Here is a 26,265-nt window from a genome sequence, read left to right on the forward strand (position 1 = left end):
TTAGTGAAGCACATCTGCCACACGAAACCGTATTTCTGCCCGCTAGCACATAAAAACGGGGCACCCGCAGGCGCCCCGTTTTCTGAAGAGTAACAAATATGTATGCACTGATATGTCTTTTTATATCAGCTAGATACAGCCCATCACTCTCAATGCAAAGTTTGCACTAAAGTAGCTGGGCCACCACCAACTGTAACAAATATGTTTGCACTCTTCTTTTTCCAGATCTATGAATCGCCTCAGTCTCCAGTGTATCTTTCCATTGGGTAAATGATATGGTCGACTATTGTGAGGCACTCGCCCTGCAGTCAATCGATATCTCCAGCTTTCTTCTCCGATCAGGAATTCCACATAACTGGCTCGGCCCCCAGCGCCCGGACCTTCAGATCAACGGCGGGCGACGCCATGTCAGCCAAGTACAGATGGAGCCAAAGTCGTATCTGGATTTCATCCTCAATCCCGAGCCTCGGAAACTCCATAACTGAGCAATCCGATCGAAGAAACGCTGACCTTATTGCTTGAGGGACTGGTTGAATCGCCCCAGCCGTACATGCACCCATGAAACATGTCAGCACCGAGATGCGCTTACGACGTGCTTTTTCGAGCTCATTGTGTCTCCAGTCTAGGTAGCAGTTTCCTGCCAAATGTCTGTTTACACAAAATTTAGTACACTCCCACTCTTAGTAGGAGGCGTCCATTCCATTCACAAAGCCCCATGAGACTGTAATGAATTGATACGATGTCTGAAAAGCGGAAATGGAAACAATAAGGGGGTCTATAGGTGAATGTTGATTGCATAATTGACGTCGGTGATTTTCTGGACGCGCAGGGGCTGTCGAATCCGACGCTAGAGGTCTTGGCGGCTACCGAGCAGAGTTATCGCGCGTTGCTGTTTCAGCCGGCGGGCTCGTTCGTCGGTAACACGATCCGAATCGGTCCGGCTGACTTGGAATTTGCGGACCGGCAAGCGTCCGCACTGCTTGAAATGGCCACTAAGCGGGGTCACCATCTCGTCGTCACGCCCGAATACTACCTCCCCATCAAGACGCTTCTTAAGTGCGTGCTGGGAGACAATTTCCCTGCTGCTGATGCAGTTTGGGTGCTTGGCTGCGAGAGCATGACACCCGCACAGCTGGCCGAGTTCAAGGCCAATGCAGAGAGCACAGGAAAGTGTCGCGTGTTCTATGAGAACGACGAAGCAGCTCCGGCTCAGGGCAACTACTTCGACCCGGTAGCGTACTGTTTTCTCTCCAAAAACAAGGCGACGGGAGAAGAGCAGCGCGTCGTCCTCATCCAGTTCAAGACCATCTCATCGAAAGACCCTGAGTACTTCGAGAACGGTGTTCTGCGCACTGGGAAGCATATCTATCAGTTCCGTGGACCAACGAATCGACTTGCGCTCGCGTCTATTATCTGCTCTGACGCCTTCAACATTACGGAGAACAGCGACGTCCTGCTGCAGCTCACTGAGGATGCGACGCTCCTCCACATTCAGTTGAACCCAAAGCCGCGTAACACCGACTACCTGAAGTACCGGGTGGACACCTTCCGCCGTCACGAGCGGACCAGCAACTGCGACATCGTGTGCCTCAACTGGGCCGAGGACATCATTTTCCTTGAGCAGGAAGGCGGTAAGGAACACAAGTGGGAAAACGAAGCTGGTTCGGCGTGGTACCTGCCGCATGACCGAGCTTCCTCAGACGATGCACTGGTGGAACAGAACGAACACAATGGTCTCTACTACTCGTGGCATCGGCGCAGCAGGCATGTCCTCCATTTCCACAACGCGCCAGCGGTCTTCGAGTTCAGCGTTCCAAAGGTAGTGCACACGGGTCTGCAGGTCCACGCTGTTTCCTGCGGCCCCAAGCTCGAGGGCCGCTACGTCTGGGATGACGCAGGTGGCTGGGTCGCCACGACCGCATGCGCAGATGCCGGACTCGCACAGCTGTTCGCGTGCGATGCGAAGGTCACTACGGCTTTCACCGCCCTGTCCAAGGACGATAGCAAACTTCGAGTTGAGCGGGCCGTCGCTATCTCCTGCGGTCTCACCTCGGGTGCGGACGACTGGCATGCCGCCGGCACTTTGAAGTCTCTCAGCATGAGTGATGACGAGGTCACCAAGCGACTCACGGTACGCTTAGAGCGCAACGAGGATTCAGATGCGGCAAGGCATAGGCAACTGCGGAACGTGTCGCTATTGCACGAGATTCTGGCAACCGCGCAGCTTCCCCTTCAAATCCGCAACCTGAGCGGTGGAGGAGCCTCCGTCTATTGGTCGAAGCAGTCTCCGCACACGAACGTCATCAAGGACGGCGTTGAGCCTGCACACGTCGCGTTCCTAGGCCTCCAGCCGGACCAAAGGCGAATAGAGAACGCCTGCGACGCGGCATACGGCTTGCTCCATCGTGAGAACAAGCCAGGCCGCCGGCATCGTGTCGCGGTTTGCTACCTCACTCTAGCCGGCCCCGTATTCCCAGAAATCAAACAGCTGACTCATATCGCCGATGATGGCAAGAGTCCAACCTCTTTCGCCCGGGGATGACTATGCAAGTACTCGAAACTGCACGACAAAAAGTCGCCCAGCTGCTGGGAGGGGTCCAAGACGTAGAGGAGGCCGTCGTCCGCGGCGAGCGCCTGCACCAAGGCAAGTGCTTCGCGGTGGCCTATGTGGACCTTGCGGATGATGTTGTCGGCCGCGCGGAGGGCCTGCGTGAGTTCCAAGAGCGCGTCCTTGGCGAGGACTACTTCAACTTGCCTGGCAACCTTCGATGGAACAACTATATCTACATCGTCGCCGGCCCGAAGTCCATCGAGCAGCCTGACTTCCAGCGCGCGAAGGCAGTGATTGAGGCTGACGAGGACTTCGCCAGAAAGCGGGTCGTGTCTGAGGACGAGCTTGCCTCAGTGCTTGGGGCAGCTCAATACTTCACTCCCAGTGCGGACTCGCAGGAATTCGACATAGTCGGGGAGTGGGGCAAGCTCCTCGCTGAAGCGCACATTGATGGCATCCTCGACCGCCCTGCGCGAACGGAGATGGTTGAACGAATCAGTTCCGGTCAATCTGAGCGCGCGCCAGCACAGAAAAAGTCACCCATCCTGCATGATGATGACAAACATTTACACGAGAAATGGCTGTCGAGCCTGAGGGTTGAAAGCTTTCGCCCCGTGCACGACGGCAAAGCCACCTTTGACTTCGGCCAAGTAACGCTCATCACCGGACCAAACGGAACCGGGAAAACTTCGCTCCTAGAGGCCATTGAGTTCTTTTACTGCGGCCAAAACCGGCGCGCACAAACCGACGACACGGCCAAGGTGTACGGAAAACTCTGGGATAGCAACAAAGAACTTCAGGCGACGACCAAACCCGCCCGGCTCCGAGCGAGGTGTTTGCATTGGTACAACCGCGAGGAGAAAAACTCAGTAGGACTATTGAATGGCTTCGGCAGGTACAACTTCCTAGACACCGATGCCGCATTTCGCGTGGCTGCCGACCTGAACCCTCAGGAGCTACCAGAGGATCTCAGCCGGCTGATTGTTGGCTCGGATGCGTCGCAAGTTTGGTCTTACGTCGACAAGCTGGCGCCTGAAGTTCAGACAGCAGCCGAGCGCGCTCTTCTCAAAGTTCAAGACGCGCAGAAAACGTTCAAAGACCTGCAGACAAAACTCAAAGAGTTGCAAGAACGTCCATCGGAAGCCAAAGCACTCAGCGAAGCGTTTCGGGCAAGCCTTCCGCTGATTGGTTATCGGGGTATTCTGCCGTCGGCACCGTTCGCTTCAGCGGATGAGGCGAAACCCATACAAACCGCATATTCCGCATTGCAAGCATTGCTTGCGGCCGGCCCGGGGCTGACGACGCTGGCGTCACTTGGCGCGCGTAGCCGAACCATCGATGAGGCGCGCAGGGCAGTTGAGTCGCTTGATACCCAAGCAAAGGCTCTCCATACGCAAATTGCGGAGATAGAGAGTCAGGCAGGTAACTTTGATGCTTGGGCAAAAAACCTAGTTCGTTGGGCTGAGTACGTTCGAGTCCGATACGCACCTATTCGTGACGAATACCTTCGTTGTCGTAATTTGGTAACTGCCGCCGGCAGCAGAATCGGCGCGTTAACAAACTTCGAAGTGCTACCAGTGGACCAAGCATACAAATACATCCGCCTGGTAGACGCACTTAATGGTGCGATTCAGGGCATTCAATCAGCTTCAAGCGAGATCACCTCTCTCGAACAATTGAGTGCTTCGTTTGGGCAAGCAGCTACTGCACGAGCCCGGACCGCTCAAGAGCTAAAAACCGCCGTGCTGGCTGCCTTGAAAGGCGGAGCACCTGCGACTACTTGCCCAGTCTGCAAAACAGTTCATGGTGAAGCAGCGCTGGCAGCGCACATTGAGCGAATCACCGCGGAATTGGCACATCCAGCCGAGTTGACTGAACTATCGGAAAAACTCAGCGCTGCAAGAGAGAGGCATAAGGGATGGCTGGCCTGGAAGGCGTTTCTGGAGCAACTACAGCAGATTGCCCTTCAATTGTCGCTGCCGCTCACTCAAACTTGCAATGAAATTGTGGAGGCTTTCTCTCAAGCTCGCCGCGACTTCGAAGAAGCAAAGGCGAACATGCAATCCGCATCCGAAGCGTTGAACAGACTGCATCAAGCCGGAATGTCGGACAACGAGCAGAATGCCTTACTCTCATCAGCAACTACTGTCCCAACGTTGACCCAGAATCCATACGATGTCGCTGCTGTAGAAGCTCAAAGCAACACGTATCTGAGCTCGGCAGCGCAGACACGTGAACAAATCCCCTCACTTCGTGTGCAAAGCGAGCTGCTGTTGGAACGTATTTCTCAGCATATGACACCACTATTTGATGGCCGCTGGCGCACCCAAACATCGATGTCAGCAGGTTTGGTGGCATTTTCCCAGCTGCAGCAAGAGACGCTTGCACTTGAAAGACAGCGCGATGAACTGCTTCATTACTTTGACGTCGGTAACGAGACAAAACTATCGGATGTCGAAGCAACATTCGCTGGCACACTTAGAGCGCTGACCAAGGCAGTTGAGGCCACGACCCGCGAGCAAACAGCGTCGGCAGATATCTCTCGACTTCAGAGTGGCATTAAAAACCAGGAGGAACTTACTCGCAAGTATCAGATGCGGAGTTTAAATCTCCAGGCGGCCTCGACGACGTTGAGCAAGTTGAGCTCCGAGCTCTCTCTGGAAAGTGCAACAGCCAAGTCTCTGAAGGCCATCGGGCAAGAAATAAACGAAGCATTTGTTCGAATTCACTCGCCAAGTGAGTATGAGTACGTAGGCAGCAACGGTGTACTACTCCGATCTAAGGAAGACCAAGAGGATTGGTCGCTCGATAAGGTAAGTACTGGCCAGCGCGCTGCGTTTGCACTTTCAGTATTTCTGGCAGTGAATCGGACGGCAGCAAAAGCTCCGCCAGTCATTTTGATTGACGACCCAGTGGCTCATGTCGACGACCTAAACGCACTTTCGTTCCTTGATTACCTGCGTGACCTCGCCGTGATGTCGAAGAAACAAGTGTTTTTCGCGACGGCGGATGCAAGAGTTGCCTCGCTGTTTACCCGCAAGTTCGGTTTCCTCGGCGACGACTTCAAGCGAATTGACTTGGTACGTGGCGTGCATTAGTTTCTATTGTTGGAAGATACGCGAGATAAGGTCGAGCGCTAGCGCGCAGGATTGCAATAAATTCAGGCCACACAGCTCACTGTGACGACCGGACTCCCCGCGAGTTCCGACTCACCTACCTTGAAGCCCTGAATCTCTAAGTCAGACCGCTCGGTTAGTCGAAATGAGGTCCGAGATGGACTTCTCTCGACTTTTGATTGGTAAGGCCTCAAGAGAGCAAATCAATGCGCATACTATTCATGGTGGACTCCTCATTTCTGTTGACTGGTTTGTTGACACTTACAGTCTGGGACATTGATGTCCGTATCAGGAGGGAGGAGTCCATCCCATTGATTAAGTTTCCGATAACTGTTTCATAAGCCTACTCAGAGTTTATTATCTTCAAATTTTCACTCCTGAATGGTTGATTTAATAAAATCACGGAAATTCACATTCCAATGCCCATTCTGGATAGACTTTGAATTACTCAAGTAACTTTTATGCCGAAGAAGATGGTCTCGCATTACAGCCTGCCAATCCGGTTCGTTACCAATCACCAGAAAAATTTGCTCAAATGCAAAAAGCATATTTGCAACAAAGTACTTGTACTTTAGATTCTCATTCTTGGCTGCAGAAATTTCTTCTTTAGCAATATTCGAATCTTCATCAATTGAATTACACATTAAATTCTCCGTTGGATTGGAAAATTTTGGATTATCAAATGCCAACTGCAGGAATAATGAGTAATTTTGATATGCTTGAGATCTTCTATTTTCTTTCTTGTTATTTTTGTACTGGAAGTATGTATAAACTACAGCAACAAAAGCAACAGCAAAACTACCTAGCGACCCAATGGCAGATATAATGTCAACCCATGTTTTATCGTCTACCTCATTTCTATCTTTATCTTTAGTGATAGAAATGGTTACATTGTTGTTATTAGGGGAGGATAGGCTCACAGATGGGGCATTGCTTTGCCCCCCATCTGCATGGGCAGCCACATTAAAAATCATAAAAACTGATATTATAAATAATAATTTTCTCACAATTTATTTTCCAACTTGCAGTACATTGTATTAACAGACAAACCATTTGTTTGAAATTTTAACAGGCATTTAAAAAGTAGGGATCGGCTTGAGAGTAAAATTTACTGCAAAGCTTCATTAAATACACCCCAAATATATCTTCCTGTTAATTTTTATCTTTTTTACATGACCTACCTCGCTAGGGTGGGCATGCCAAAGGTTTCCATAGGTAAATCCAGAAAAATCTGAATCGCCCCCAGCTTCTCTAGACACTCCGTGGCTGTTGGAAATACTTCCTTTCATACTCTACCGGCGAAAACTCATTTGCAAAACCATTCCAGCGATTCGGGTTGTAGAGTATACCGATGTAATCGAAGAGGTCACGGCGGGTGACTAAGAAACATGTCACGTGGATCGATTTCTTACCTTGAGTTAACGGTTGAGTAGCACGACTAATGCTTCATCCAAAGCTGTGACCGATTCAACTATTGTGCGTACAGTGGCGCGATCGAACTCATGGTCTCATTGGGAGTCGTGCACCCCACTGTTGAGATAGCCCCATTCGATAGCACGGTGGACGTACATTGGATTAGCACCCTCTAATTGCTTTAGTGTCTGGTATGGCGAAGAGGAAGCTACAGCCTTGGAGATATGCTGCAGCCAAGCTCGACAGGGTTATGGGAGAACCTTGAATATCCATGCCAATAACTCATAACAACACCGGCATGAATTCAAAAACCATAAACACCCCTAGCGAATGTCATTATCATACCCCTAAAGCCAAGTGGCAACAACGTACCGAAAGCTATCGTTTTCCTCGATCAGGGTGCTCGCTTTCCACTCTCAGCATAAAGCCCGCAAGCAGGCAGATTGCTTACGTCAAACTTCGAGACCTACAGATGGGCTCAACTTTATATCTAACCATTAAATCCTTGATGGAACGCTCACTCTCAGAAATCCAAATCCGTTTGATTTTGATCAGTAACATTAGAAGCGGACACTTTGCTCTCTACGCTTGCATCAATCAGGACAACATCTCTGCGTGCCAGCAATCCAAGATCCTTTAGAATTTCTTGAACTCTGCGGTATTCAGATAAGGAAAAATGCAAGATTGCCTTGATCGACTTGGATGTGTCGTTGGCTGCCTCATACACATCAACTTGGTGCTTAAGATTCTGTTTAAGCTTACTGTTTGACGCGAGTTTGAACTCAACTAATGTTTTATCTGCATTACCTTTTGAAACTTTAAAGTCAACGGGGCCACGACCATTATTGACCTCACGATTAACGTCAAAAATTGTAGCATACCACGTCAACCGGTACATTATTTGCAAATCAGCCTCGCGCTGAACTGGCTTACCCTTTACATAAAACAGCCTATATCCATCATTATCCTCAATGACTTTCTTGAGGAAGTGAACACGCCGTAAAGACTCCTCAAAGCTATCACCAAGATTATAAAATTCGGTACCTTCTAGGTGATTACCAACCAATTGCTGAACTTGATCGATAAATTGTTCCTCTGTGTCCCGCACCTTTAGATTACTGACTAGATGAGCCTCATCTGCCGATTCTTCCTTCATGCGAATGTAATAATCCAACACTTCAGGAAACTGCTCAACTGTTGCCGAGGCCGCTTCACGAATCTCTTGCCCCTTTGGCTTTTCTGATAGTCGTTTCAGAAAATGCTCCTGAACCTGTGCACGAAGTTGCTCATCAGGAACTGCTGGGTAAATATCAGTAAAGGTATCGAGCAGGTCCGTTCTATTGATCCAAGATTCATCCTTGGTCAGCATGTTCTTTGGCGTCAGTAGAATATAGTCGCCCTGATGCGCTGGCAGCTCAAAGCGCGCGTCGTGCCATCTACGTGTTTCATAATCGAAACTGACCCGTTTAACCGCAAAGGTCTTACGAAGTACAGGGTCAATGTGCTCACGAGCAAACTGCTGTGTGTACTCCAACAGATATCCCTTGATCAGATTGGCCGTAAAATCACTGAGATGATCACGCCCAACCCCATCGGCAAGCAGGCATAGCTTCTCAAGGTGACTTCCTCTAGTGATCGTTTCTTGGCCAAAGCTTTTGAATACCCGATGCAGGTTCTTGTTAAGACTTTTCGCGAAGTCTTTACCCAAACCACTTCCCTTATTTCCAGTCTTACTAAATCCTAGCCAGTTCTGGCTGACTTCTGGAAATAAAAACCAGCTTTCTATTAGACCAACTGCGATGGACTCATCCCCAGATACATCCCGTAGAAACCTCACGTAGCGGATGATTTCCTCATGAAGAGCCTGGTACTTATCTTCTTTGCTATCAAAAAGCAAAAAAGGGTCAATAAATAGTGGAAGATCATTTATTAGAGATATATTGAAGGCACCATACCGCTCCAAAATATCAGGCGCAACGTTAAAGAAATCAGAAAAATAAATTTTTGCACACATCTTGACTCCTAAATCACTATTTTATGTAGGCGTTCAGCACATCAAGGGCATCTTCAAACTGATCTCTACTTTGGAGAACCTTTGGTTCTCTGGATGCTCACGAGTTGTTATTAATTGTTATTATTTATACTCTACCCGCGATAGCCAGCTAACGGCACTATGCCACACTTTTGGCCTGCCCCACGATTTGGACGGCAAACTACTTAGTACATTTTATTATGAATTTCTGTTCTACTACCCCCCCTCGAACCATCCCATTACCCACAAGTCCCGCACCAGCCGTTACCATCATGCCCTGACGAATGAAGGATGATGTGGTGACGTGGGCGGAGACGGAGATGTCGGGAATCGATCTGGGCGACCAGCGGTTGAATAGTCGGGTGGTAAAGTTGCTGGAAAGCCTGAGCGAGCGGCCCAGCGCCAGCATTCCGGACGCCTGTGACGGTTGGGCCGAAACCAAGGCCGCTTATCGGCTGCTGGCCCAAGACAAGATCGGCTGGGAAGACATCCTGGAGCCGCACTGGGCGCGGACGCAGGAGCGCATGCGTGCCGAACCGGTGGTTCTCTGCCTGCAGGACACCACCGAACTGGACTTCAACGGCCAGACTATCGAAGGGCTTGGCCCGTTGAGCTATGAAGCCCAGCGCGGCATGTATCTGCATGCCACGCTGTCCGTCACCACAGACCGAGTGCCGCTTGGCGTGCTGGATGCCTGGATGTGGGCGCGAGAGCCCAAGGGCAAAGATGGCCGTCGACCACCCGCCATCAAGGATGGTACACGCTGGATCGAAGGCTACGAGCGGGTCGCCGAGCAGGCTCAAGCCCTGCCTGAAGTCCGTCTGGTCTATGTAGCTGACCGTGAAGGCGACATGTTGGGGCTGATGCAGCGCGCGGCTGCATTGGGTCATCCGGCGGACTGGCTGCTGCGCAGCCAGCACAACCGTAAGCTGGCCAAGAAAGGCGAGCGTTTATGGGATCAGGTCGCGCATGTGGAAGCTTGCGGCGAGATCCTGTTCGATCTGCCGTCCCGTCATGGCCAGAAGGCTCGCCCCGTGCGGCAAAGTGTTCGCATTCAGCGCGTCAAGCTGCCGATTAACGGCAAGATGCTGGAAGTGAGCGCCGTTGTGGCAACCGAACTTGAACCGCCCCCGGGCGTAAAAGGCTTGGAATGGCGGTTGCTCACCAATCGGGATGTACCTGATCTGGAGGCTGCAGCGACCTTGATCGACTGGTACCGGGCACGCTGGGAGATCGAGATCTTCTTCAATACGCTGAAGAGCGGCTGCCGTGTCGAATCCTTGCAACTGGCGAGTATGGAGCGCATTGAGCGCGCGCTGGCGCTGTACCTGGTGGTGTCCTGGCGCATCGGACAGTTGATGAGACTAGGCAGAGCCTGCCCGGACTGGGATGCCGAACTCCTGCTATCGCGGGAGGAGTGGCAGGCGGCGTGGATCTTGGCGCGCAAGCCGGTTCCGCAGCAAACGCCCACCCTGCGTGAGGCGGTGCGCATGATTGCCCGACAGGGCGGCTTCCTTGGCCGCAAAGGAGATGGCGAACCCGGCGTCAAAGCGATATGGAACGGGCTGCAGAAAATAGCAGCCTGCGTTCTCGGGATGCGGTTCCAGGGGACTTATGGGTAACGGAATGCCCTCGAACGTCTCCTCTACACTCTTACAAATTGCACACGCTATAATGTTGGAAACGATACGCATCTGAAAATATGGAAAACAAAGCTGCGGTCAGCCTGCTTGGAGCATTGGCTTAGGAAACACGCGTGGCTACCTTTCGATCAACCTGCCAAAGGCATGTTGGGTGTGGCTAGAAGTCAGAGTAATCGGGACTTGAAACCTGCTTGAATCGTCCGGCCGCCCTGCGCGGAACCCAGCTATTTACCTAGGTTCGCGCTCCACGGAACGGCTATCCATCCCGACATCACTTTCAAAATCGCCACTTCTCATTTGCTCTATTGCCATGAAAATTTCATCTGCTGCCCTGACCGCTGAACAAAGATGCCCCCCTTTGGTTCTCGCACTACAGGGGGAAGGAACGGCATATCAACATTGGCTCACGGTCAGGGATGTGCCATCCCATGGCCGCAAAACCCGAGCAGCCGGCCACACTGTCGACAGGGGTTATCACTTACTCTCTGATTTGGAAACCCAGTTTTTTTTGCTGGCCGACTTTGCACCGGATGTCATCGACATCCGTGAGCAGTTCCCCTTGCTGCCGATTGAGCTAACACTACAGATTGCTCAGGAGATGGGAGTTCGTCATCCATGGGACCGGAAGAAAGATGAACAGGTTGTGATGACTACTGATTTCGTCCTGACACGACTAGATGGAGCTTGCCTCCCCCACTACCACGCCTACAGCATCAAACCATCATCGCGATTGACAGAAAGTAGACGCCGGCGCAAACGCACGCTAGAGAAACTCGAAATTGAACGACGCCTATGGCAATCGCTAAACGTGCCATGGACGCTGGTCACCGAGCAAGCCTTCAATCCCATTATCATCGACAATTTACATTGGCTCAGTTATGGAGCACGTGGCGTGCCACCAGAACTCCTAGCTCAGCTTTCGCACTTTCTGGAGAGAGTCATCTCTCTTGATCATGCGAACCTACCGCTTTCTCAATTATTGGCGATCGTGGCCGACCAAATCGGTCTTGAAGGCCAAGAGGACGCACAGCAATTGTTCTGCCACGGCGTATGGACACATCACCTCCAAGTAGATCTAAGTCGACCGATTTCTCTTACACAGCCAGTTCGCGCCCTTCAAGCAGCTCAACCGAGCCCGGCTAAGGAACGCTTCACACGCGAGCAACCGGAGTCTCGCCATGGATGACATTTTCCTGGAAAACACCCTGTTCGAGCCATCCCCCGGTTTGGACAACCCGCCGCTGAAGGGTCTGCACCGCACTCTCTGGGTTGATCCTGGCAATGACTTGCTGGTCGCCATTAAGATCCAATTTCCCCTCAAGGCCCCACAAGAATTCCAACTGAGCGGATTGCAGCAACTTCTCAACGAGCAGTTAATTCAATCAACGCAACTAACACTACGCTCACTTGGGACGACTAGTGAAGATGCCCTACCTGAGCGATATAAGGCCATGCGAGATAGATCTTGGGGGATGATCGAACCGCTCGTAAGTGAAACCATGACCCCCTGGATTTATCTGAAAGCGTACCGCGGTTCTGCCATTGCACATCGCGCGAAAATACTAACCGTTCCCCCTAGTCAGCTTCGCCGTATCCTTTATCAATACTGGGCCTATGGCAGTACGCCCAATGCGCTCCTCCCTTGCTATGACCTCTGCGGCCCACAGGGGGATAAGGACGAGCGCCGTCAAAAACCCACTATGGGTAAACGTGGTCGCAAGCCCGGCCGCCTCAAATTTGATGATTCTCCCGGGCAAGTTGGGGTTGCTGCCGCCAGTGTGAGAGCACGCCTGGTCGCCGGTATAACTGAGTTTCTTAAACCCGGTATAACCGTCACCAAAGCCTATGACGATACAACCAAGAAACACTTCAATAAAGGCTATGAGCAGCATGGTAAGACGACCGTCCCGATCATGCCGGCCGCTCATGAAAAGCCTTCACTGCGGCAGTTTCGCTACCTGGTCAAACAGCTCGACTATGACCTGTCCCTTACCAAGAAACAGATCGATACATCAACGTGGAACTTGGCTTATAGAGGGGTTCTCGGCTCATCGCGAAGCCGGCTGTTCGGTCCCTGTGCCCGGTTTGAAATTGATGCCACGATCATGGACATTTATCTCGTGTCCGTCTTTAACCGTGCCTGGATCATTGGCAGGCCAGTTCTATATGTCATTGTCGATGTCTTCTCAGGCATGGTCGTGGGCTTTCACTTGGGGCTGGAAGGACCGAGTTGGGAAGGGGCCAGGCTGACGTTGTTCAACGCCTTCACCGACAAGGTTGAATTCTGTAAATCGTTTGGCGTTGACATCTCTCCTGAAGATTGGCCATGTCATCACCTCCCACATAAGTTGCTGGGTGATAACGGCGAGATGATTAGCAAAGCCTCTGACACACTGGTCAATACGTTAAAGATTGACCCAGAAAATGCTGCTGTGCGGCGGGCTGACTGGAAACCGAACATCGAGCAGCAATTCCATCTGATCAATACCGGCACAGTGCAGTTTCTTCCTGGAGCACTCGTTCAAAGGGAGCGGGAGGTCCGCAAGCGTGGAAATCCTCTGGATGCGTGCCTAACGCTTCGCCAGCTGACCGCTATCTTGATCCGGCGCTTCCTCAAGTTCAATCACTCCAGATATAAGGCTGACAGATTGCCGCCAGAAATGGTTGGCGAAGGGTTGCTGGATGCTACGCCATTAGCTGTTTGGAACTGGGGACTGGCCAACAAGACAGGGCGAGCACGCAAGGAAGACTCCCAAACTGTCTGGACGGCTCTACTGCCTAAAGACACGGCCTCAATTAGACCTAAAGGGCTCTATTTCGGCGGTCGTCATTACATCAACGATCGACTATGCCGTGAAGAGCTGTTTGCCAGAGTCCGCACCAAGGGTAAGTACGACACTATCGAGATTCGCCATTTGCCATATGCCCCAAAGCAAATTTGGATCATGAACCCGGAAACCCGGCAATGGGAACCCTGCCACCTGGTTGAGCATGAACGACACTTTGCAGAGGCGCGCATCGAGGAAATCTGGGATCAGATTCAGATACTGAATCACGCCGCAGAAAAGAAACAGGACGAGCAAAGGCAGATCAACGCTCGGTTGGATGCAGAATGCGATGACATCATCCAACAAGCCCTGGCCGCCACAAAAGATGCTCGACAAGGTCTGAGTAAGGCACAGGCCAAAGCTTCGATTGCCAGCCATCGAGCCTTCGAAAAGGAAGCCGGTCGTGCCGAACGTCTTCGCAAAGAAGTCGAGTCCTATAGCACCACCCCACCCCAGTCTGGCACTGCTCAAACACCGGTACGCCCGACCATTCCAGACCCTCTTGATGACATTTGGTAATCCTTATGAGTACCCAAGATCGCTCACCGACATACCTGCGACAAAAAATCCAGGAATATCAGGACAACCCTTTGATCGAGGCGCTTCCACCTATTCTGAGTGCTCGGGAGGCTGGTATTCACATGATGTACAAACCTCCCTTTGATCTGGCGGAGAAGTCATTTACTGTCGAAGAACGCTGGCATCTACTAGGGCGCCTGAAACATCTGGTCGCCCCCCGCCCCTATTTTTATCAACTGGAGCGAACAGTATCCCGGCTCATTCGGTCCGGCTATGTGTTACGGAATCCCTGTAAGCCAGAGACATGGCAAGCCGTTTACAAGGCGCAGGCCAACACGCCGCCACCACTCCTACACCGTCATCTGACCGCCACCGATTCTGAATGTGTAGTCGTCGGACTCAGTGGAATGGGGAAAACCACCGCCATCGATGCTGTCTTGCGAACTTATCCCCAGCAGCTTATCCGACACCAACGTTGGCGCAATAAGCCCTTACCGATTCAGCAATTGGTATGGTTGAAGGTCACCTGTCCAAAAAATGGCTCAATCCTCGCTTTTTGCCGGGAATTCGCCCGTCAGCTTGACCTCGCGCTCGGAACCCAAGAGTACGAAAAAATGTACTCGCGCTCTCGTGTGACGACCGATGAGGCGGAAGGCATGATGCGACAACATGCGGCAACCTATTTTCTGGGTGTGTTGGTCATTGATGAAATTCAGCGACTAAGCGTGCCGAAATCAGGTGGTGCCGAACGACTGCTGGACTTTATCCAGAATCTGCGCGACATGCTGAAGGTTCCGATCGTGCTGGTCGGCACGTATAAGGCAGTCAGCCTGTTCAAGGAGGAAATGAAGGATGCCAGACGGGCGTCAGAGTCAGGCTTGCTCGATTTCAAGCGCCCGGTGTGCCGAGATGCCGAATGGGACAAACTAGTGGAACGCCTCTGGAATTATCAGTGGGTGCACAATTATACGTCTCTTACTCCCTCAATGCAGGATCGCTTGTTCGACTTGACCCAGGGCGTAACAGACTTCCTGGTCATCCTGTTCAAGTTGACCCAGCAGCGGGTGATGGAGGACGGCACCGAGACGCTTACCGAAGCCGCCATTCAGGCGACATACGACGAGTCGTTCCCCCTGCTCCAGCCTGCGATCAACGCACTGAGGAAGAATACGATTGAATCGCTGTTCGCCTTCGAAGACCTCCTCCCACCCGACCGTTATCTCGATCAGCTGAGACAACCTCAACTTCCCTGCCTCGAAAACCTGGAGGAACACATCGATGAGCTGTTTGAAGTTCCCAGCCATGCCTCCCCACCTGCCCCTGTTCCTGCGGCGCCCAAGAAAGGAGGCCGCTCTTCGTCTCCTAGCGATCCCAAAGACTTGCGCCATGCGGTTTCCCACACGACACCGCTCGAGTTTCTCCATGCGGCCGGCCACTTGAACACGGCCTCCCCCGGCTTACTGCCAAACGTCCCTGACGAATGAGTCATGCTTCCCCTATTGCCTGTACTCGGTTGCGGCGAATCCGTATTGGGAATAGCAGCCCGCCTCCATCGGCTGGCGGGTCTGCTCCGCTACCAAGATACCCTCCACGCTGTATTCGGCACCCGTAACGCTAAACCGGCCAATATGCTGCCTAGCCATCTGCAATGGATGGTAAAACAACTTGAATATCCTGACTCCGTCACAGACTTTATCGAAACACACACTGCGCTACCGTACTTCAAACGCTTTGTCACACCAACCATCTACACCCGTGCCATGGATGCCATGGCCGGGCCAAATGCAGGGGGTTGCAAGCTATCTCTGGGCTTGTTGGCTAGTCGTCTAGGCGGATCCAACCGCTTGGCCTTCTGCCCTGCTTGTGCGAAGCAAGATTTCCAACGCATTGGTATTGCAACTTGGCACCGTGACGTTCAATTGCCCGGGGTGTTAGTCTGCGCCGAACATTACCTCCCACTTGTGGGCTTGCCAACTCGACTACTGCAACGCCATCCGTATCGCTTGCCTTTGCCGGAGGATATTGGTGACCTCTGCCAGCCGGAGACCGAAGGGACTTGTGCTCAAGCCACACTGGAACGGCTGTGCCAAATCGCCAAGATGAGCAGCGAATTACTCGGCGCAGAACCGATTCCCGTGCGGTCTCCACTACGCTGGCACTATGCAGCCTGGCTGCTGCAGGCTGGGCTGGCCAAACAGTCCGCCTACATCGACCAACAGGTGCTTGCAAAGGCACTGACCACCTATTGGCAGCCACTGAGTAGCATCCCGCCATTTGATCGATTGCTCAGCGACCTCCAACGAACAGAGGGCCATTGGCTTGCAACGTTATGCCGGCATCAACGAGCTGCACATCACCCCTTAAAACATCTCCTCTTGATGGGTTTCCTCGCACGCAGCATTGAGGAATTCTTTTCTCTCGCGCCGGTAGAGCCAGCCAGAGCATCGAATCCAACCCCAGCCCTGACACCAAGCAGGGATGAGAGACTTGCTCAGTTGTCACGTTTGCTCGAACAGGAGCCAATCTCGCTCAGACAAGCTGCCTGCAAGTTGGGCCTCAGCTTGCAAACGGTACAAACCCTTGCACTGAAACTTCACGTCCCTGTGCCGCGACGCCCGAAGAAATTCGACGCCAGAAAACGCAGTCAACTCCTAACCGCTCTTCTGGAACCACGATCGCTGGTTGAGATCGCCAGAGATCATCACGCCTCCATGTCAACTTTATGCCGCATCTTAGCGGCATACCCCGACGCCAAGAGGGTCCGCGAGAAAAGGCTGTTCTTGAGCCAGCGTGTGGCATATAGAGCGAACTTGCGACATATCCGGCATCGAAACAAAGCATCGAGTTGGCAACAACTACGCAATCGAGCACCCGCAGCCTGCGCTTGGCTTACCCGACACGACCATATCTGGCTGGATAGATTCAGACAGACACTGGCCCATCCATTGACTCACAGACGCCATGCTATCGATTGGAATTCTCGAGATCTTACGATGATTAATGCATTGGAGGCAGCAATCCTCACCCTGCAGACCATCTCAGATAAGCCTCGACGAATCAGCCTCGCATCCCTATCCGAGTTTGTCGAACATCCCGACTGGCTTGATAAGCAACTCAACCATCTCCCCCTCACTCGGGACTTCCTAAGTAAATACTTAGAATCGATCCCGGCTTTTCAGCAGCGCAGACTGGACTGGTACCGCAAGAAATATGAAGAAGAGGTAGGAAATGATCCCCCCAGCTGGCTACTCCGACGCCAGGCCGGGCTCCCGTAATTTGCGCTGGTACTTACGTCCCAACAGAGGAAACTGCTTATCAGGGCAAGGCCCCACCCACTGCCTTGTGATCCCGAAACTCTCAAGGAACTCCATGAGGATCCCTGGTTTAAGCAGAGGCCAATGTGTCACAGCGCTAAAAAAGAGGCGAAGTTCCTTGATTCGCAAGTTATCGAGACCAGATGCTTTTGTAATGCGAGAAGTCCCTTGTTCAGGCCGAAGATAAATCGACGCCCACACATAACGTCGCGCATGATAGTGCCAATCTGACTCGAGGGATTCCTCCAAAGCCCTCCAAGCTGATGGACTTGTTTCGACGTTCGGATAGGGGCGCTTCCAACCGGCCTCCCCCATGATCCGGTTACGGCTCACTCGAACCGGCCGTTCGTCAACAAGCTGATAAAGCGAAAAGGCCGTCTCCCTAAATCGATCCGCCCATTCATGATCCTCATGCTTTGTCAAAGCTCGTCGTTGAAGCGGCTTGGCCGCAGCCGGTGACTTCTTTCGTGCAGCAAGGAGTAACTCATCAAGGCGGTCAGGGAATCGTTTGATAAATCGCTTAGTCAGGCCGAAGTGTTGTTCCCACAGCTTTTCAAGCGTGCATTTTGGGATCTCTCTTGCCGCCGAGAGCATATCCTCAAACAATTTGACCGACTTGTCCGGGGGCTGCTGAGATTCGTCTTCTTTCCTACGTTGTTCGACACAGCGTACCTCAGCCACAGTCCGAGCCTCATTGAAATCTTGGGCAGAACGGAAAAGAAAATTTGATAGCACCAGATGCCGAATCAAGGGGACTTCCTTGACAGTCGAGGTACTCAACCAATGATAACTTTTGGTGAAATTTCCTAGGCTATAGTCCATATCCAGCTTGGCAAGAAACAATGGTCCATAATACTCATGAATCATCCTCTGGAATTCTAGCCGGTCAAGGGCGCCATTCCGATGCCCACCACAAACCTCGATTGCACGTGATCGGTACATCTCTCTAAGTACGTCAGCAGGGACTGGGAATGCACGGGAACCAAGCAAGTCCGCACAGAAAGACGCATAGCTCAACTCCACATTCTGCCAACTAGACGCTGGCTCCGCGTCAAATGAAGACAAGGAATGCCCACATACGCATTCTCGCCATAGCCCCAAGGGCAAGCTACCATCCCGAGATAATGGCTGTCTGCAGTAAGGGCAACGCTCGGTCAGCCAGACTTGATGCTTGGTACAAACATAGACCCCGGGAGTTTGATGGGACAGATGGATATAAGGTGTGCCATGAGTCTGTTCATCTTCTCTCAAGCAAGGCAGGCAGATCCTCACTGCTCCCGCCCCCGAGAACGCTCTTTTGGGTAACGACTGCTGCATCAGGTACGCAGACTCCTCCATCCGACCAAGGAACAAGTTGACCAAAGGGAAAAGCGTGTTGTTCTTCAGAAGTCCTTCCAGCAGGAGATTCGTCGACCCCGGCATGTATTCGGCCAACCGATCAAGATGGCGAGGAATCCAGTGATTCAGTGTGATCATCTGGGTACCAAATAGCACATTCAGTGTGCGATCTACTGTGGGGTTACCACTCTGTACATGGTAACGGGACACCATCGAGATGATGGTCTCATCAGTCAGGTATGGCAGCGCTAAACATGCTTCGGCATCGAAAGCAGCGGGCTTGACCTTTTCTGAAAGGGAATGAGTGACGCGCTTGGAACTCACGGGAAACCTTATTTCAACCAAGAAACTCTGAACTGTGACACTGACGAAACAACCGTGCCCCCAAGAACTCTTGGGGGCACTGCAGCGCTACAGGCACCACTGACGAAGAACTTAGAGTACAAACATATTTGTTAGAGCGCAGACAGAATTGTCACAGTGCAAACATTTATGTCATTCATCATTTTCACCAGCATGATGCTAATGCCTTACTCGACAGTGACCGACTTGGCCAGATTACGCGGCTTATCGACATCGGTGCCACGGGCCAACGCCACATGGTAGGACAACATCTGTACCGGAATGGTGTGCACGATAGGCGACAAAACGCCGGAGTGGCGCGGCGTGCGGATCACATGCACGCCCGGGCTGTCTTCGAAATGGCTGTCCAGATCGGCAAACACGAACAGCTCGCCGCCACGGGCCGAGACTTCCTGCATATTCGACTTGACCTTCTCCAGCAGGCTGTCGTTAGGCGCAATCACCACCACCGGCATGTTTTCATCCACCAGTGCCAGCGGGCCATGCTTGAGCTCGCCAGCCGGGTAGGCTTCGGCGTGGATATAGGTGATTTCCTTCAGCTTAAGCGCGCCTTCCAGTGCGATCGGGTAGTGCAGACCGCGCCCGAGGAACAGGGCATCATTCTTGGCGGCAAAACGCTCGGCCCAGGCCTTGATCTGCGGCTCGAGATTCAGCGCATGTTGCACCGAGCCCGGCAGATGGCGCAGCTCGTCGATCAGGCGTGCCTCGTCCGCGTCGCCCAGCTTGCCGCGCAGCTTGGCCAGGGTTGCGGCCAGGGTGAACAGCGCAACCAGCTGGGTGGTGAACGCCTTGGTCGAAGCCACACCGATTTCGGCGCCGGCGCGGGTATAGAACACCAGATCGGAGGCGCGCGGAATGGCGCTCTCGCGCACATTGCAAATGGACAGCGCCCACTTGTGACCCAGTTCGCGTGCGTACTTCAGCGCTTCCATGGTGTCCAGCGTTTCGCCCGACTGCGAAATGGTCACCACCAGATGCTCGGGGTCGGCCCAGGCGGCACGGTAGCGGTATTCGCTGGCGATCTCCACATCGCACTGGATGCCGGCCATGGCTTCTATCCAGTATTTGGCGGTCAGGCCGGCGTAGTAGCTGGTGCCGCAAGCGAGAATCTTCACCCCGCGCACACGGCTCAATACTTCGGCCGCCTTTTCGCCAAACAACTCGGGCACGAAACCGCTATCCAGCAGGTTTTCCAGCGTGTCGGCAATCGCCTTGGGCTGTTCGTGGATTTCCTTCTGCATGAAGTGGCTGTACGGCCCCAGCTCCAGCGAAGCCAGCGAGACATCGGACACATGGATGGCGCGCAGGGCCGGCTGGTCGTCCTTGTCGGTCAGCGTTACGCCGTCACGGGTCAAGAGGCCGATATCGCCCTCTTCCAGGAAGATCACGCGGCGGGTGGCCGACAAAATGGCGGACACATCGGAGGCGATGAAGTTTTCGCCCTCACCCAAGCCCACCAGCAGCGGGCAGCCCATGCGCGCGCACACCAGTTCGTCCGGACGGTCCAGCGCAATCACGCCGATGGCGTAGGCACCGGTCAGCTCGCGCACCGCATGCTTGACCGCAGCAAACAGGTTGCGCTCCTGCTGGTAGTAGTGATGCACCAGATGGGCAATCACTTCGGTGTCGGTCTGCGAGGTGAAGTGATAGCCGGCGTCTCTTAGCTCGGCGCGTTTGGCTTCATGGTTTTCGATAATGCCGTTATGCACCACGGCGATCAGCTCGCCGGAGACATGCGGGTGGGCATTAGGCTCGGTGACGCCACCGTGGGTGGCCCAGCGGGTATGGCCGATGCCGAGCTGACCGGTCAGCGCTTCGGCCAGCGCCGCATTTTCCATCTCGACCACCCGGCCGACACGGCGCACGCGGCGGATCTTGTCGCCGGCCAATACGGCGATGCCAGCCGAGTCATAACCGCGATATTCGAGGCGCTTCAGGCCTTCGACCAAAACCGGAACGACATTACGCGAGGCAATAGCGCCAACAATTCCACACATCTTTATCTCCTTGAAGAATCCGCAGGCCATGGCGCGCAGATCAGCGTCACCCCTTTGGCCTGAATCATGTCCCTTGCCGCCGGCGACAGCGCGTCGTCGGTCACCAGCGTCCGGATGCGTGCCCACGGCAGCTCCAGATTGGGAATACGCCGGCCTATCTTGTCCGACTCGACCATCACCACCACTTCGCGCGCGACCTCGGCCATCACCTGCGACAGCCCCACCAGTTCGTTAAAGGTGGTGGTGCCGCGTTCCAGATCGATGCCGTCGGCACCGATAAACAACTGGTCAAAATCGTAGGAGCGCAGCACCTGTTCGGCTACCTGCCCCTGAAACGATTCCGAATGTGGGTCCCAAGTGCCGCCAGTCATCAATAGCGTCGGCTCGTTCTCCAGCTCGCATAGCGCACCGGCCACATTCAGCGAATTGGTCATCACCACTAAGCCCCGCTTGTTGCCAAGCAAGGGAATCATGGCGCTGGTGGTGGTGCCGCTATCGATAATGATGCGGTTGTGGTCGCGTATGCATTCGGCCGCAGCACTGGCGATGGCCAGCTTTCGTGGCGAAACTTTTAGCGGCTCGATACCGACCATTTCCGCCGGCAAAGACACCGCGCCGCCATAGCGCCGCAACAACAAGCCGCCCGTCTCCAGCAAAGCCAGATCCTTGCGTATGGTGACTTCCGAGGTGGAAAAACACTGCGTCAGTTCGTCCACGCTGATTTCACCACGCTCCTGCACCAGTGCCACAATGGCGTGGCGCCGCTGCTGGGTGTTTCGTTTGGTCATGGCTAAATTTCGTTTCGAAAGTTTTCCGACTATAGCAGCAGCATGCAGGACAGGGCAAGAAAGGCGCGCAGCAAGCAGGTGAGACGGCACAAAAAAACGCCTTGCCGCAGGGCAAGGCGTGAGCAGCCAGAAGCTCTATCTATCAGGCTTTTTTCTGCGGCCGGCTCCAGCCGGGGATGCTGGTCTGGCGGGCACGCGCCACCGTCAGCTGGCCGGCCGGCGCGGTTTTGCTGATCACCGAACCGGCGGCAATGGTCGCCCCGGCCTCCAGCGTCACCGGTGCCACCAGCATGGAACCGGAGCCGACAAAGACATTATCGCCGATCACGGTGCGGAACTTGTTCACCCCGTCGTAGTTGCAGGTAACGGTGCCGGCACCCACATTGACCAGGCTGCCGATATCGGTGTCGCCGATATAGGTGAGATGATTGACCTTGGAGCCTTCGCCCACCACGCTTTTCTTGATTTCGACAAAGTTGCCGACATGGACATGTGCCGCCAGTTCGGCGCCCGGGCGCAGGCGCGCATACGGCCCGATGCGGCAAGCCTCGCCCACTACCGCGTCTTCCAGATGCGAATACGGTGCAATCTTGCTGCCGGCAGCGACCTTGACGTTCTTCAGCACGCAATAGGCGCCAACTTCCACGCCCTCACCCAGGCTGACTTCGCCTTCAAACACACAGCCGACGTCGATCAGCACATCCTGGCCATGGCTGAGCGTGCCGCGGATATCGATGCGCGCAGGATCAGCCAGGCCGACGCCGTTGACCAGCAGTTCATGCGCCTGATTAAGCTGCAAGATGCGCTCGAGCTCGGCCAGCTGCACCTTGTTATTGACGCCGGCGGCCTGCCAGCTATCCGCCACCTTCATGCCGTGCACGCGCACGCCGTCGCGCACCGCCAGGGCAATCACATCGGTCAGGTAATACTCGCCCTGAGCATTGCCGTTTTTCAGCTCTTCCAGCCAGCGCGCCAGATGCTTGTTCGGCAGCACCAGCATGCCGGTATTGATCTCGGTAATCGCACGCTGCTCGGCGCTGCAATCCTTGTCTTCGACAATGGCGGCAATCGCGCCGTCGCTGCCGCGTACGATGCGGCCATAGCCGGACGGATTGGCCAGGGTATCGGTCAACAGCGCCACTTCGTCACCGGCCAGTGCCACCAGCTCGCTCAGGGTATCGGCACGGGTCAGCGGTACATCGCCATACAGCACCAGGGTATGGCCATCGGCCGGCAGTTCGGACAAGGCCATTTTCAGCGCGTGGCCGGTGCCCAGCTGCTCGGCCTGCAAGGCCCACCCCAGATCGGTATCACGCAGCGTCTCGCGCACCTGCTCGCCACCATGGCCATACACAATGACCAGCTTGGCCGGCTTCAGCGTACGTGCGGTTGCGACCACGCGCGACAGCATGGGTGCCCCACCGATCTTGTGCAGCACTTTGGGAAGACGGGAATACATGCGCTTGCCCTTGCCGGCAGCGAGAATGGCGACGCTCAGACGGTTCATGTGAGTTCTATGTTTTCAACGGATAAGAAAAAGGCTGCCACGTAACGTGGCAGCCTTCGAATATACACCAAAATCGGCACATCCTTAGCGGACGCGCTTCCTCAGGTAGTCGAGCGTCTTGAGTTCGGCGATGGCCACTGCCAGCGCGGCTTGCGCCTTGGCTGTGTCCATATCGTCGCCGGACTTGCGGATAGCCTCTTCGGCTACACGCTTCGCTTCGTTTGCACGCGCTTCGTCCAGGTCCTCGCCGCGAATCGCGGTGTCGGTCAGTACGGTCACCAGTGTAGGCTGCACTTCCATCATGCCACCCGACACGGCCACCAGCACTTCTTCCTTGCTACCCGGTACCGTCAGACGCAATACGCCCGGCTTGATACGGGTCAGCAGCGGAACGTGACGCGGATAGACACCGATTTCGCCTTCGGCAGCCGGAGCCACCAGAAACTCGGCTTCACCCGAATAAATCAGCTGTTCGGTGCTGACCACTTCCACCTGCATCGTAGCCATGAGCCGTCTCCTCTATTAAAGGGTCTTGGCTTTTTCTGCGGCTTCTTCGATCCCGCCTACCATATAGAACGCTTGTTCCGGCAGGTGGTCGTATTCGCCCGACAGAATGGCCTTGAAACCCTTGATCGTTTCCTTGAGCGGTACGTACTTGCCCGGCGAGCCGGTAAAGACTTCAGCTACATGGAACGGCTGCGACAGGAAACGCTGAATCTTACGCGCACGGTACACGACGAGTTTGTCTTCTTCCGACAGTTCGTCCATACCCAGAATCGCGATAATGTCACGCAGTTCCTTGTACTTCTGCAGCGTAGTCTGCACGCCGCGCGCTACGGAGTAGTGCTCGTCGCCCACAACCATTGGGTCCAGCTGACGCGAAGTCGAGTCCAGCGGGTCAACGGCAGGGTAAATACCCAGCGAAGCGATGTCACGGGACAGCACCACGGTTGCATCCAAGTGCGCAAAGGTGGTCGCTGGCGACGGGTCGGTCAAGTCATCCGCAGGCACGTAAACGGCCTGGATGGAGGTGATCGAACCGGAGCGGGTGGAGGTAATACGCTCCTGCAGACGGCCCATCTCTTCAGCCAGTGTAGGCTGGTAGCCCACGGCGGAAGGCATACGACCCAGCAGTGCCGAAACTTCGGTACCGGCCAGGGTGTAGCGGTAGATGTTGTCCACGAAGAACAGTACGTCACGGCCCTTGCCGCTTTCGTCCTTCTCGTCACGGAAATGCTCGGCCATGGTCAGACCGGTCAGCGCAACGCGCAGACGGTTGCCCGGTGGTTCGTTCATCTGGCCGTAGACCATTGCCACTTTATCAAGAACGTTGGAGTCCTTCATTTCGTGGTAGAAGTCGTTACCTTCACGCGTACGCTCACCTACGCCTGCGAACACGGACAGACCCGAGTGCGCCTTGGCGATGTTGTTGATGAGCTCCATCATGTTCACGGTTTTGCCCACACCGGCGCCGCCGAACAGACCTACCTTACCGCCCTTGGCAAACGGGCACAGCAGGTCAATCACCTTGATGCCGGTTTCCAACAGTTCGGTAGCAGGCGACAGTTCGTCGAACTTCGGTGCGCTCTGGTGAATGGCGCGACGCGCGTCGGTGGCAACTGCACCGGCTTCGTCCACCGGGTTACCCAGCACGTCCATGATGCGACCCAGCGTAGCCTTGCCCACCGGCACCGAAATCGGCGCCCCGGTGTTGGCAACTGCCATGCCGCGCTTCAGACCGTCCGAGCTGCCCATGGCGATGGTACGGACCACGCCGTCACCCAGCTGCTGCTGGACTTCGAGCGTCAGCTCGGCATCCACCAGCTTCAGGGCATCATAAACCTTTGGCATGGCGTCGCGTGGAAACTCCACGTCAATCACCGCACCAATGATTTGTACGATTTTGCCTTGGCTCATTATCGGTTCCTAAACTCAATAAACTTTTACAGGCGCTGTGCGCTTAAACTGCGGCGGCACCGGCTACGATTTCGGACAGTTCCGTGGTAATCGCCGTCTGGCGCGACTTGTTGTACACAAGTTGCAGCTGCTTGATAGCGTTACCGGCGTTATCAGTGGCCGACTTCATGGCAACCATACGGGCTGCCTGCTCGGAAGCAGAAGATTCGGCTGCAGCCTGATACACCACCGACTCGATATAGCGACGCACCAGGAACTCCATGACGTCGTGTGCGTTCGGCTCGTACAGGTAATCCCACGAGTGCGAATGCTCAACCACCATCAAGTGCGGTGTCAGCGGCAGCAACTGCTCCAACACCGGCTCCTGTTTCATCGTATTCACGAAGCCCGGATACACGATATAAATCGCATCCAGCTCACCGGCGGCGTATTTCTTAAACAACACCGTCAGCGGGCCGATCAGTTTTTCCATCTTGGGCACATCGCCCAGCTGGACCGCGCTCGACACGACATTCATGCGTGTACGCTGGCAGGCCGCGAGGCCTTTCTGACCCAGGGCGCAAACGTCGACTTCGACGCCTGCGTCAGTCAGATCCTTCACCTTACCGTAGAAGGCCTTGAGTGTGTTGACGTTCAAGCCGCCACACAGACCCTTGTCCGAGGTGATCAGGATAATGCCGGCACGCTTGATTTCGTCGCGACGGGCAAGCAGCGGGTGCTCCAGGTCAGCATTGGCCTGGGCAAGGTGCGCCATCACTGCGCGCACCTTTTCGGCGTAGGGACGCGCAGCACGCATGCGTTCCTGCGATTTGCGCATCTTGGAGGTCGACACCATCTGCATTGCGCGGGTGATCTTCTGCGTGTTTTTCACGCTGCGGATCTTGGTGAGAATCTCTTTGCCGACTGCCATAACTAGACCTTTCTTTGAACAGCGTTAGC

16 protein-coding genes and 1 pseudogene are annotated in these 26,265 nt (G+C 54.2%); 7 read left to right on the top strand and 10 right to left on the bottom strand.

All coding sequences use genetic code 11. The annotated features are described in order from the left end of the window. Positions 1-781 precede the first annotated feature (781 nt). Both M3P88_RS14160 and M3P88_RS14165 read left to right on the top strand, forming a co-directional pair. Complete coding sequence (locus tag M3P88_RS14160; RefSeq protein WP_249616651.1) at positions 782-2,542, top strand: hypothetical protein; 1,761 nt, start codon at positions 782-784, stop codon at positions 2,540-2,542. A 2-nt stretch (positions 2,543-2,544) separates the two neighbouring features. Beyond that, entirely contained in the window at positions 2,545-5,649 is a 3,105-nt protein-coding gene (locus tag M3P88_RS14165; RefSeq protein WP_249616652.1) for an ATP-binding protein, read from the top strand. Positions 5,650-6,038: 389 nt separating this feature from the next. On the opposite strand, the gene M3P88_RS14170 is transcribed toward M3P88_RS14165, so the two are convergent. The 3 genes and pseudogenes from M3P88_RS14170 to M3P88_RS14180 all read right to left on the bottom strand — a co-directional run bounded on the left by M3P88_RS14170 (position 6,039) and on the right by M3P88_RS14180 (position 9,094). Continuing rightward, positions 6,039-6,674, bottom strand: coding sequence for a hypothetical protein (locus M3P88_RS14170; RefSeq protein WP_249616653.1), 636 nt, complete (start codon positions 6,672-6,674; stop codon positions 6,039-6,041). A gap of 244 nt (positions 6,675-6,918) precedes the next feature. Next, positions 6,919-7,041, bottom strand: a pseudogene (locus M3P88_RS14175) (IS3 family transposase); the annotation flags it as partial. A 562-nt stretch (positions 7,042-7,603) separates the two neighbouring features. After that, positions 7,604-9,094, bottom strand: coding sequence for a DUF8370 family protein (locus M3P88_RS14180; protein WP_249616654.1), 1,491 nt, complete (start codon positions 9,092-9,094; stop codon positions 7,604-7,606). Positions 9,095-9,396: 302 nt separating this feature from the next. Between M3P88_RS14180 and M3P88_RS14185 the strand changes: the two genes are divergently transcribed. The 5 genes from M3P88_RS14185 to M3P88_RS14205 all read left to right on the top strand — a co-directional run bounded on the left by M3P88_RS14185 (position 9,397) and on the right by M3P88_RS14205 (position 17,377). Beyond that, on the top strand, positions 9,397-10,734 hold the full coding sequence (locus M3P88_RS14185; RefSeq protein WP_283773230.1) for an IS4 family transposase: 1,338 nt from the start codon (positions 9,397-9,399) through the stop codon (positions 10,732-10,734). Positions 10,735-11,065: 331 nt separating this feature from the next. Then, on the top strand, positions 11,066-11,941 hold the full coding sequence (locus tag M3P88_RS14190) for a TnsA endonuclease N-terminal domain-containing protein (protein WP_249616655.1): 876 nt from the start codon (positions 11,066-11,068) through the stop codon (positions 11,939-11,941). Beyond that, positions 11,934-14,102 carry a TnsB C-terminal domain-containing protein gene (locus M3P88_RS14195; protein WP_249616656.1) on the top strand — a complete coding sequence of 723 codons (2,169 nt, stop codon included), beginning with the start codon at positions 11,934-11,936 and terminating at the stop codon, positions 14,100-14,102. Before M3P88_RS14190 ends, M3P88_RS14195 begins: the two co-directional genes overlap by 8 nt. A gap of 5 nt (positions 14,103-14,107) precedes the next feature. After that, positions 14,108-15,586 (top strand): ATP-binding protein, encoded by a 1,479-nt coding sequence (locus tag M3P88_RS14200; protein WP_249616657.1) that lies wholly within the window; start codon positions 14,108-14,110, stop codon positions 15,584-15,586. 3 nt (positions 15,587-15,589) lie between these two features. Next, a complete protein-coding gene (locus tag M3P88_RS14205; RefSeq protein WP_249616658.1) occupies positions 15,590-17,377 on the top strand; it encodes a TnsD family Tn7-like transposition protein in 1,788 nt (595 codons plus the stop codon). On the opposite strand, the gene M3P88_RS14210 is transcribed toward M3P88_RS14205, so the two are convergent. The 7 genes from M3P88_RS14210 to atpG all read right to left on the bottom strand — a co-directional run bounded on the left by M3P88_RS14210 (position 17,348) and on the right by atpG (position 26,236). Next, positions 17,348-19,078 (bottom strand): TnsD family Tn7-like transposition protein, encoded by a 1,731-nt coding sequence (locus tag M3P88_RS14210; RefSeq protein ID WP_249616659.1) that lies wholly within the window; start codon positions 19,076-19,078, stop codon positions 17,348-17,350. The two genes, M3P88_RS14205 and M3P88_RS14210, sit on opposite strands and share 30 nt — an antisense overlap. A gap of 206 nt (positions 19,079-19,284) precedes the next feature. Further along, on the bottom strand, positions 19,285-21,114 hold the full coding sequence (gene glmS, locus M3P88_RS14215) for a glutamine--fructose-6-phosphate transaminase (isomerizing) (RefSeq protein WP_249616660.1): 1,830 nt from the start codon (positions 21,112-21,114) through the stop codon (positions 19,285-19,287). A gap of 2 nt (positions 21,115-21,116) precedes the next feature. Then, positions 21,117-21,902: a DeoR/GlpR family DNA-binding transcription regulator gene (locus tag M3P88_RS14220; RefSeq protein WP_249616661.1), complete on the bottom strand. Its 786-nt coding sequence runs from the start codon at positions 21,900-21,902 to the stop codon at positions 21,117-21,119. A 142-nt stretch (positions 21,903-22,044) separates the two neighbouring features. Then, entirely contained in the window at positions 22,045-23,409 is a 1,365-nt protein-coding gene (gene glmU, locus M3P88_RS14225) for a bifunctional UDP-N-acetylglucosamine diphosphorylase/glucosamine-1-phosphate N-acetyltransferase GlmU (protein ID WP_249616662.1), read from the bottom strand. An 84-nt stretch (positions 23,410-23,493) separates the two neighbouring features. Further along, positions 23,494-23,916, bottom strand: coding sequence for a F0F1 ATP synthase subunit epsilon (locus tag M3P88_RS14230; protein WP_124735919.1), 423 nt, complete (start codon positions 23,914-23,916; stop codon positions 23,494-23,496). Between the two features lie 15 nt (positions 23,917-23,931). Further along, a complete protein-coding gene (gene atpD, locus M3P88_RS14235) occupies positions 23,932-25,326 on the bottom strand; it encodes a F0F1 ATP synthase subunit beta (RefSeq protein ID WP_249616663.1) in 1,395 nt (464 codons plus the stop codon). Between the two features lie 43 nt (positions 25,327-25,369). After that, positions 25,370-26,236, bottom strand: a complete 867-nt coding sequence (gene atpG / locus M3P88_RS14240) for a F0F1 ATP synthase subunit gamma (RefSeq protein ID WP_249616664.1) — start codon at positions 26,234-26,236, stop codon at positions 25,370-25,372. Positions 26,237-26,265: the final 29 nt, after the last annotated feature.

The organism is Craterilacuibacter sp. RT1T, assembly GCF_023502145.1.
Lineage (GTDB): Bacteria > Pseudomonadota > Gammaproteobacteria > Burkholderiales > Chromobacteriaceae > Craterilacuibacter.

Excerpts from the sequence above, each read along its gene's own strand:
- M3P88_RS14220 (WP_249616661.1), bottom strand. The coding sequence starts at position 21,902 with ATGACCAAACGAAACACCCAGCAGCGGCGCCACGCCATTGTGGCACTG.
- M3P88_RS14205 (WP_249616658.1), top strand. The coding sequence starts at position 15,590 with ATGCTTCCCCTATTGCCTGTACTCGGTTGCGGCGAATCCGTATTGGGA.
- M3P88_RS14190 (WP_249616655.1), top strand. The coding sequence starts at position 11,066 with ATGAAAATTTCATCTGCTGCCCTGACCGCTGAACAAAGATGCCCCCCT.
- atpG (WP_249616664.1), bottom strand. The coding sequence starts at position 26,236 with ATGGCAGTCGGCAAAGAGATTCTCACCAAGATCCGCAGCGTGAAAAAC.
- M3P88_RS14195 (WP_249616656.1), top strand. The coding sequence starts at position 11,934 with ATGGATGACATTTTCCTGGAAAACACCCTGTTCGAGCCATCCCCCGGT.
- atpD (WP_249616663.1), bottom strand. The coding sequence starts at position 25,326 with ATGAGCCAAGGCAAAATCGTACAAATCATTGGTGCGGTGATTGACGTG.
- glmU (WP_249616662.1), bottom strand. The coding sequence starts at position 23,409 with ATGAACCGTCTGAGCGTCGCCATTCTCGCTGCCGGCAAGGGCAAGCGC.
- M3P88_RS14200 (WP_249616657.1), top strand. The coding sequence starts at position 14,108 with ATGAGTACCCAAGATCGCTCACCGACATACCTGCGACAAAAAATCCAG.
- M3P88_RS14185 (WP_283773230.1), top strand. The coding sequence starts at position 9,397 with ATGAAGGATGATGTGGTGACGTGGGCGGAGACGGAGATGTCGGGAATC.
- M3P88_RS14180 (WP_249616654.1), bottom strand. The coding sequence starts at position 9,094 with ATGTGTGCAAAAATTTATTTTTCTGATTTCTTTAACGTTGCGCCTGAT.
- glmS (WP_249616660.1), bottom strand. The coding sequence starts at position 21,114 with ATGTGTGGAATTGTTGGCGCTATTGCCTCGCGTAATGTCGTTCCGGTT.
- M3P88_RS14230 (WP_124735919.1), bottom strand. The coding sequence starts at position 23,916 with ATGGCTACGATGCAGGTGGAAGTGGTCAGCACCGAACAGCTGATTTAT.
- M3P88_RS14165 (WP_249616652.1), top strand. The coding sequence starts at position 2,545 with ATGCAAGTACTCGAAACTGCACGACAAAAAGTCGCCCAGCTGCTGGGA.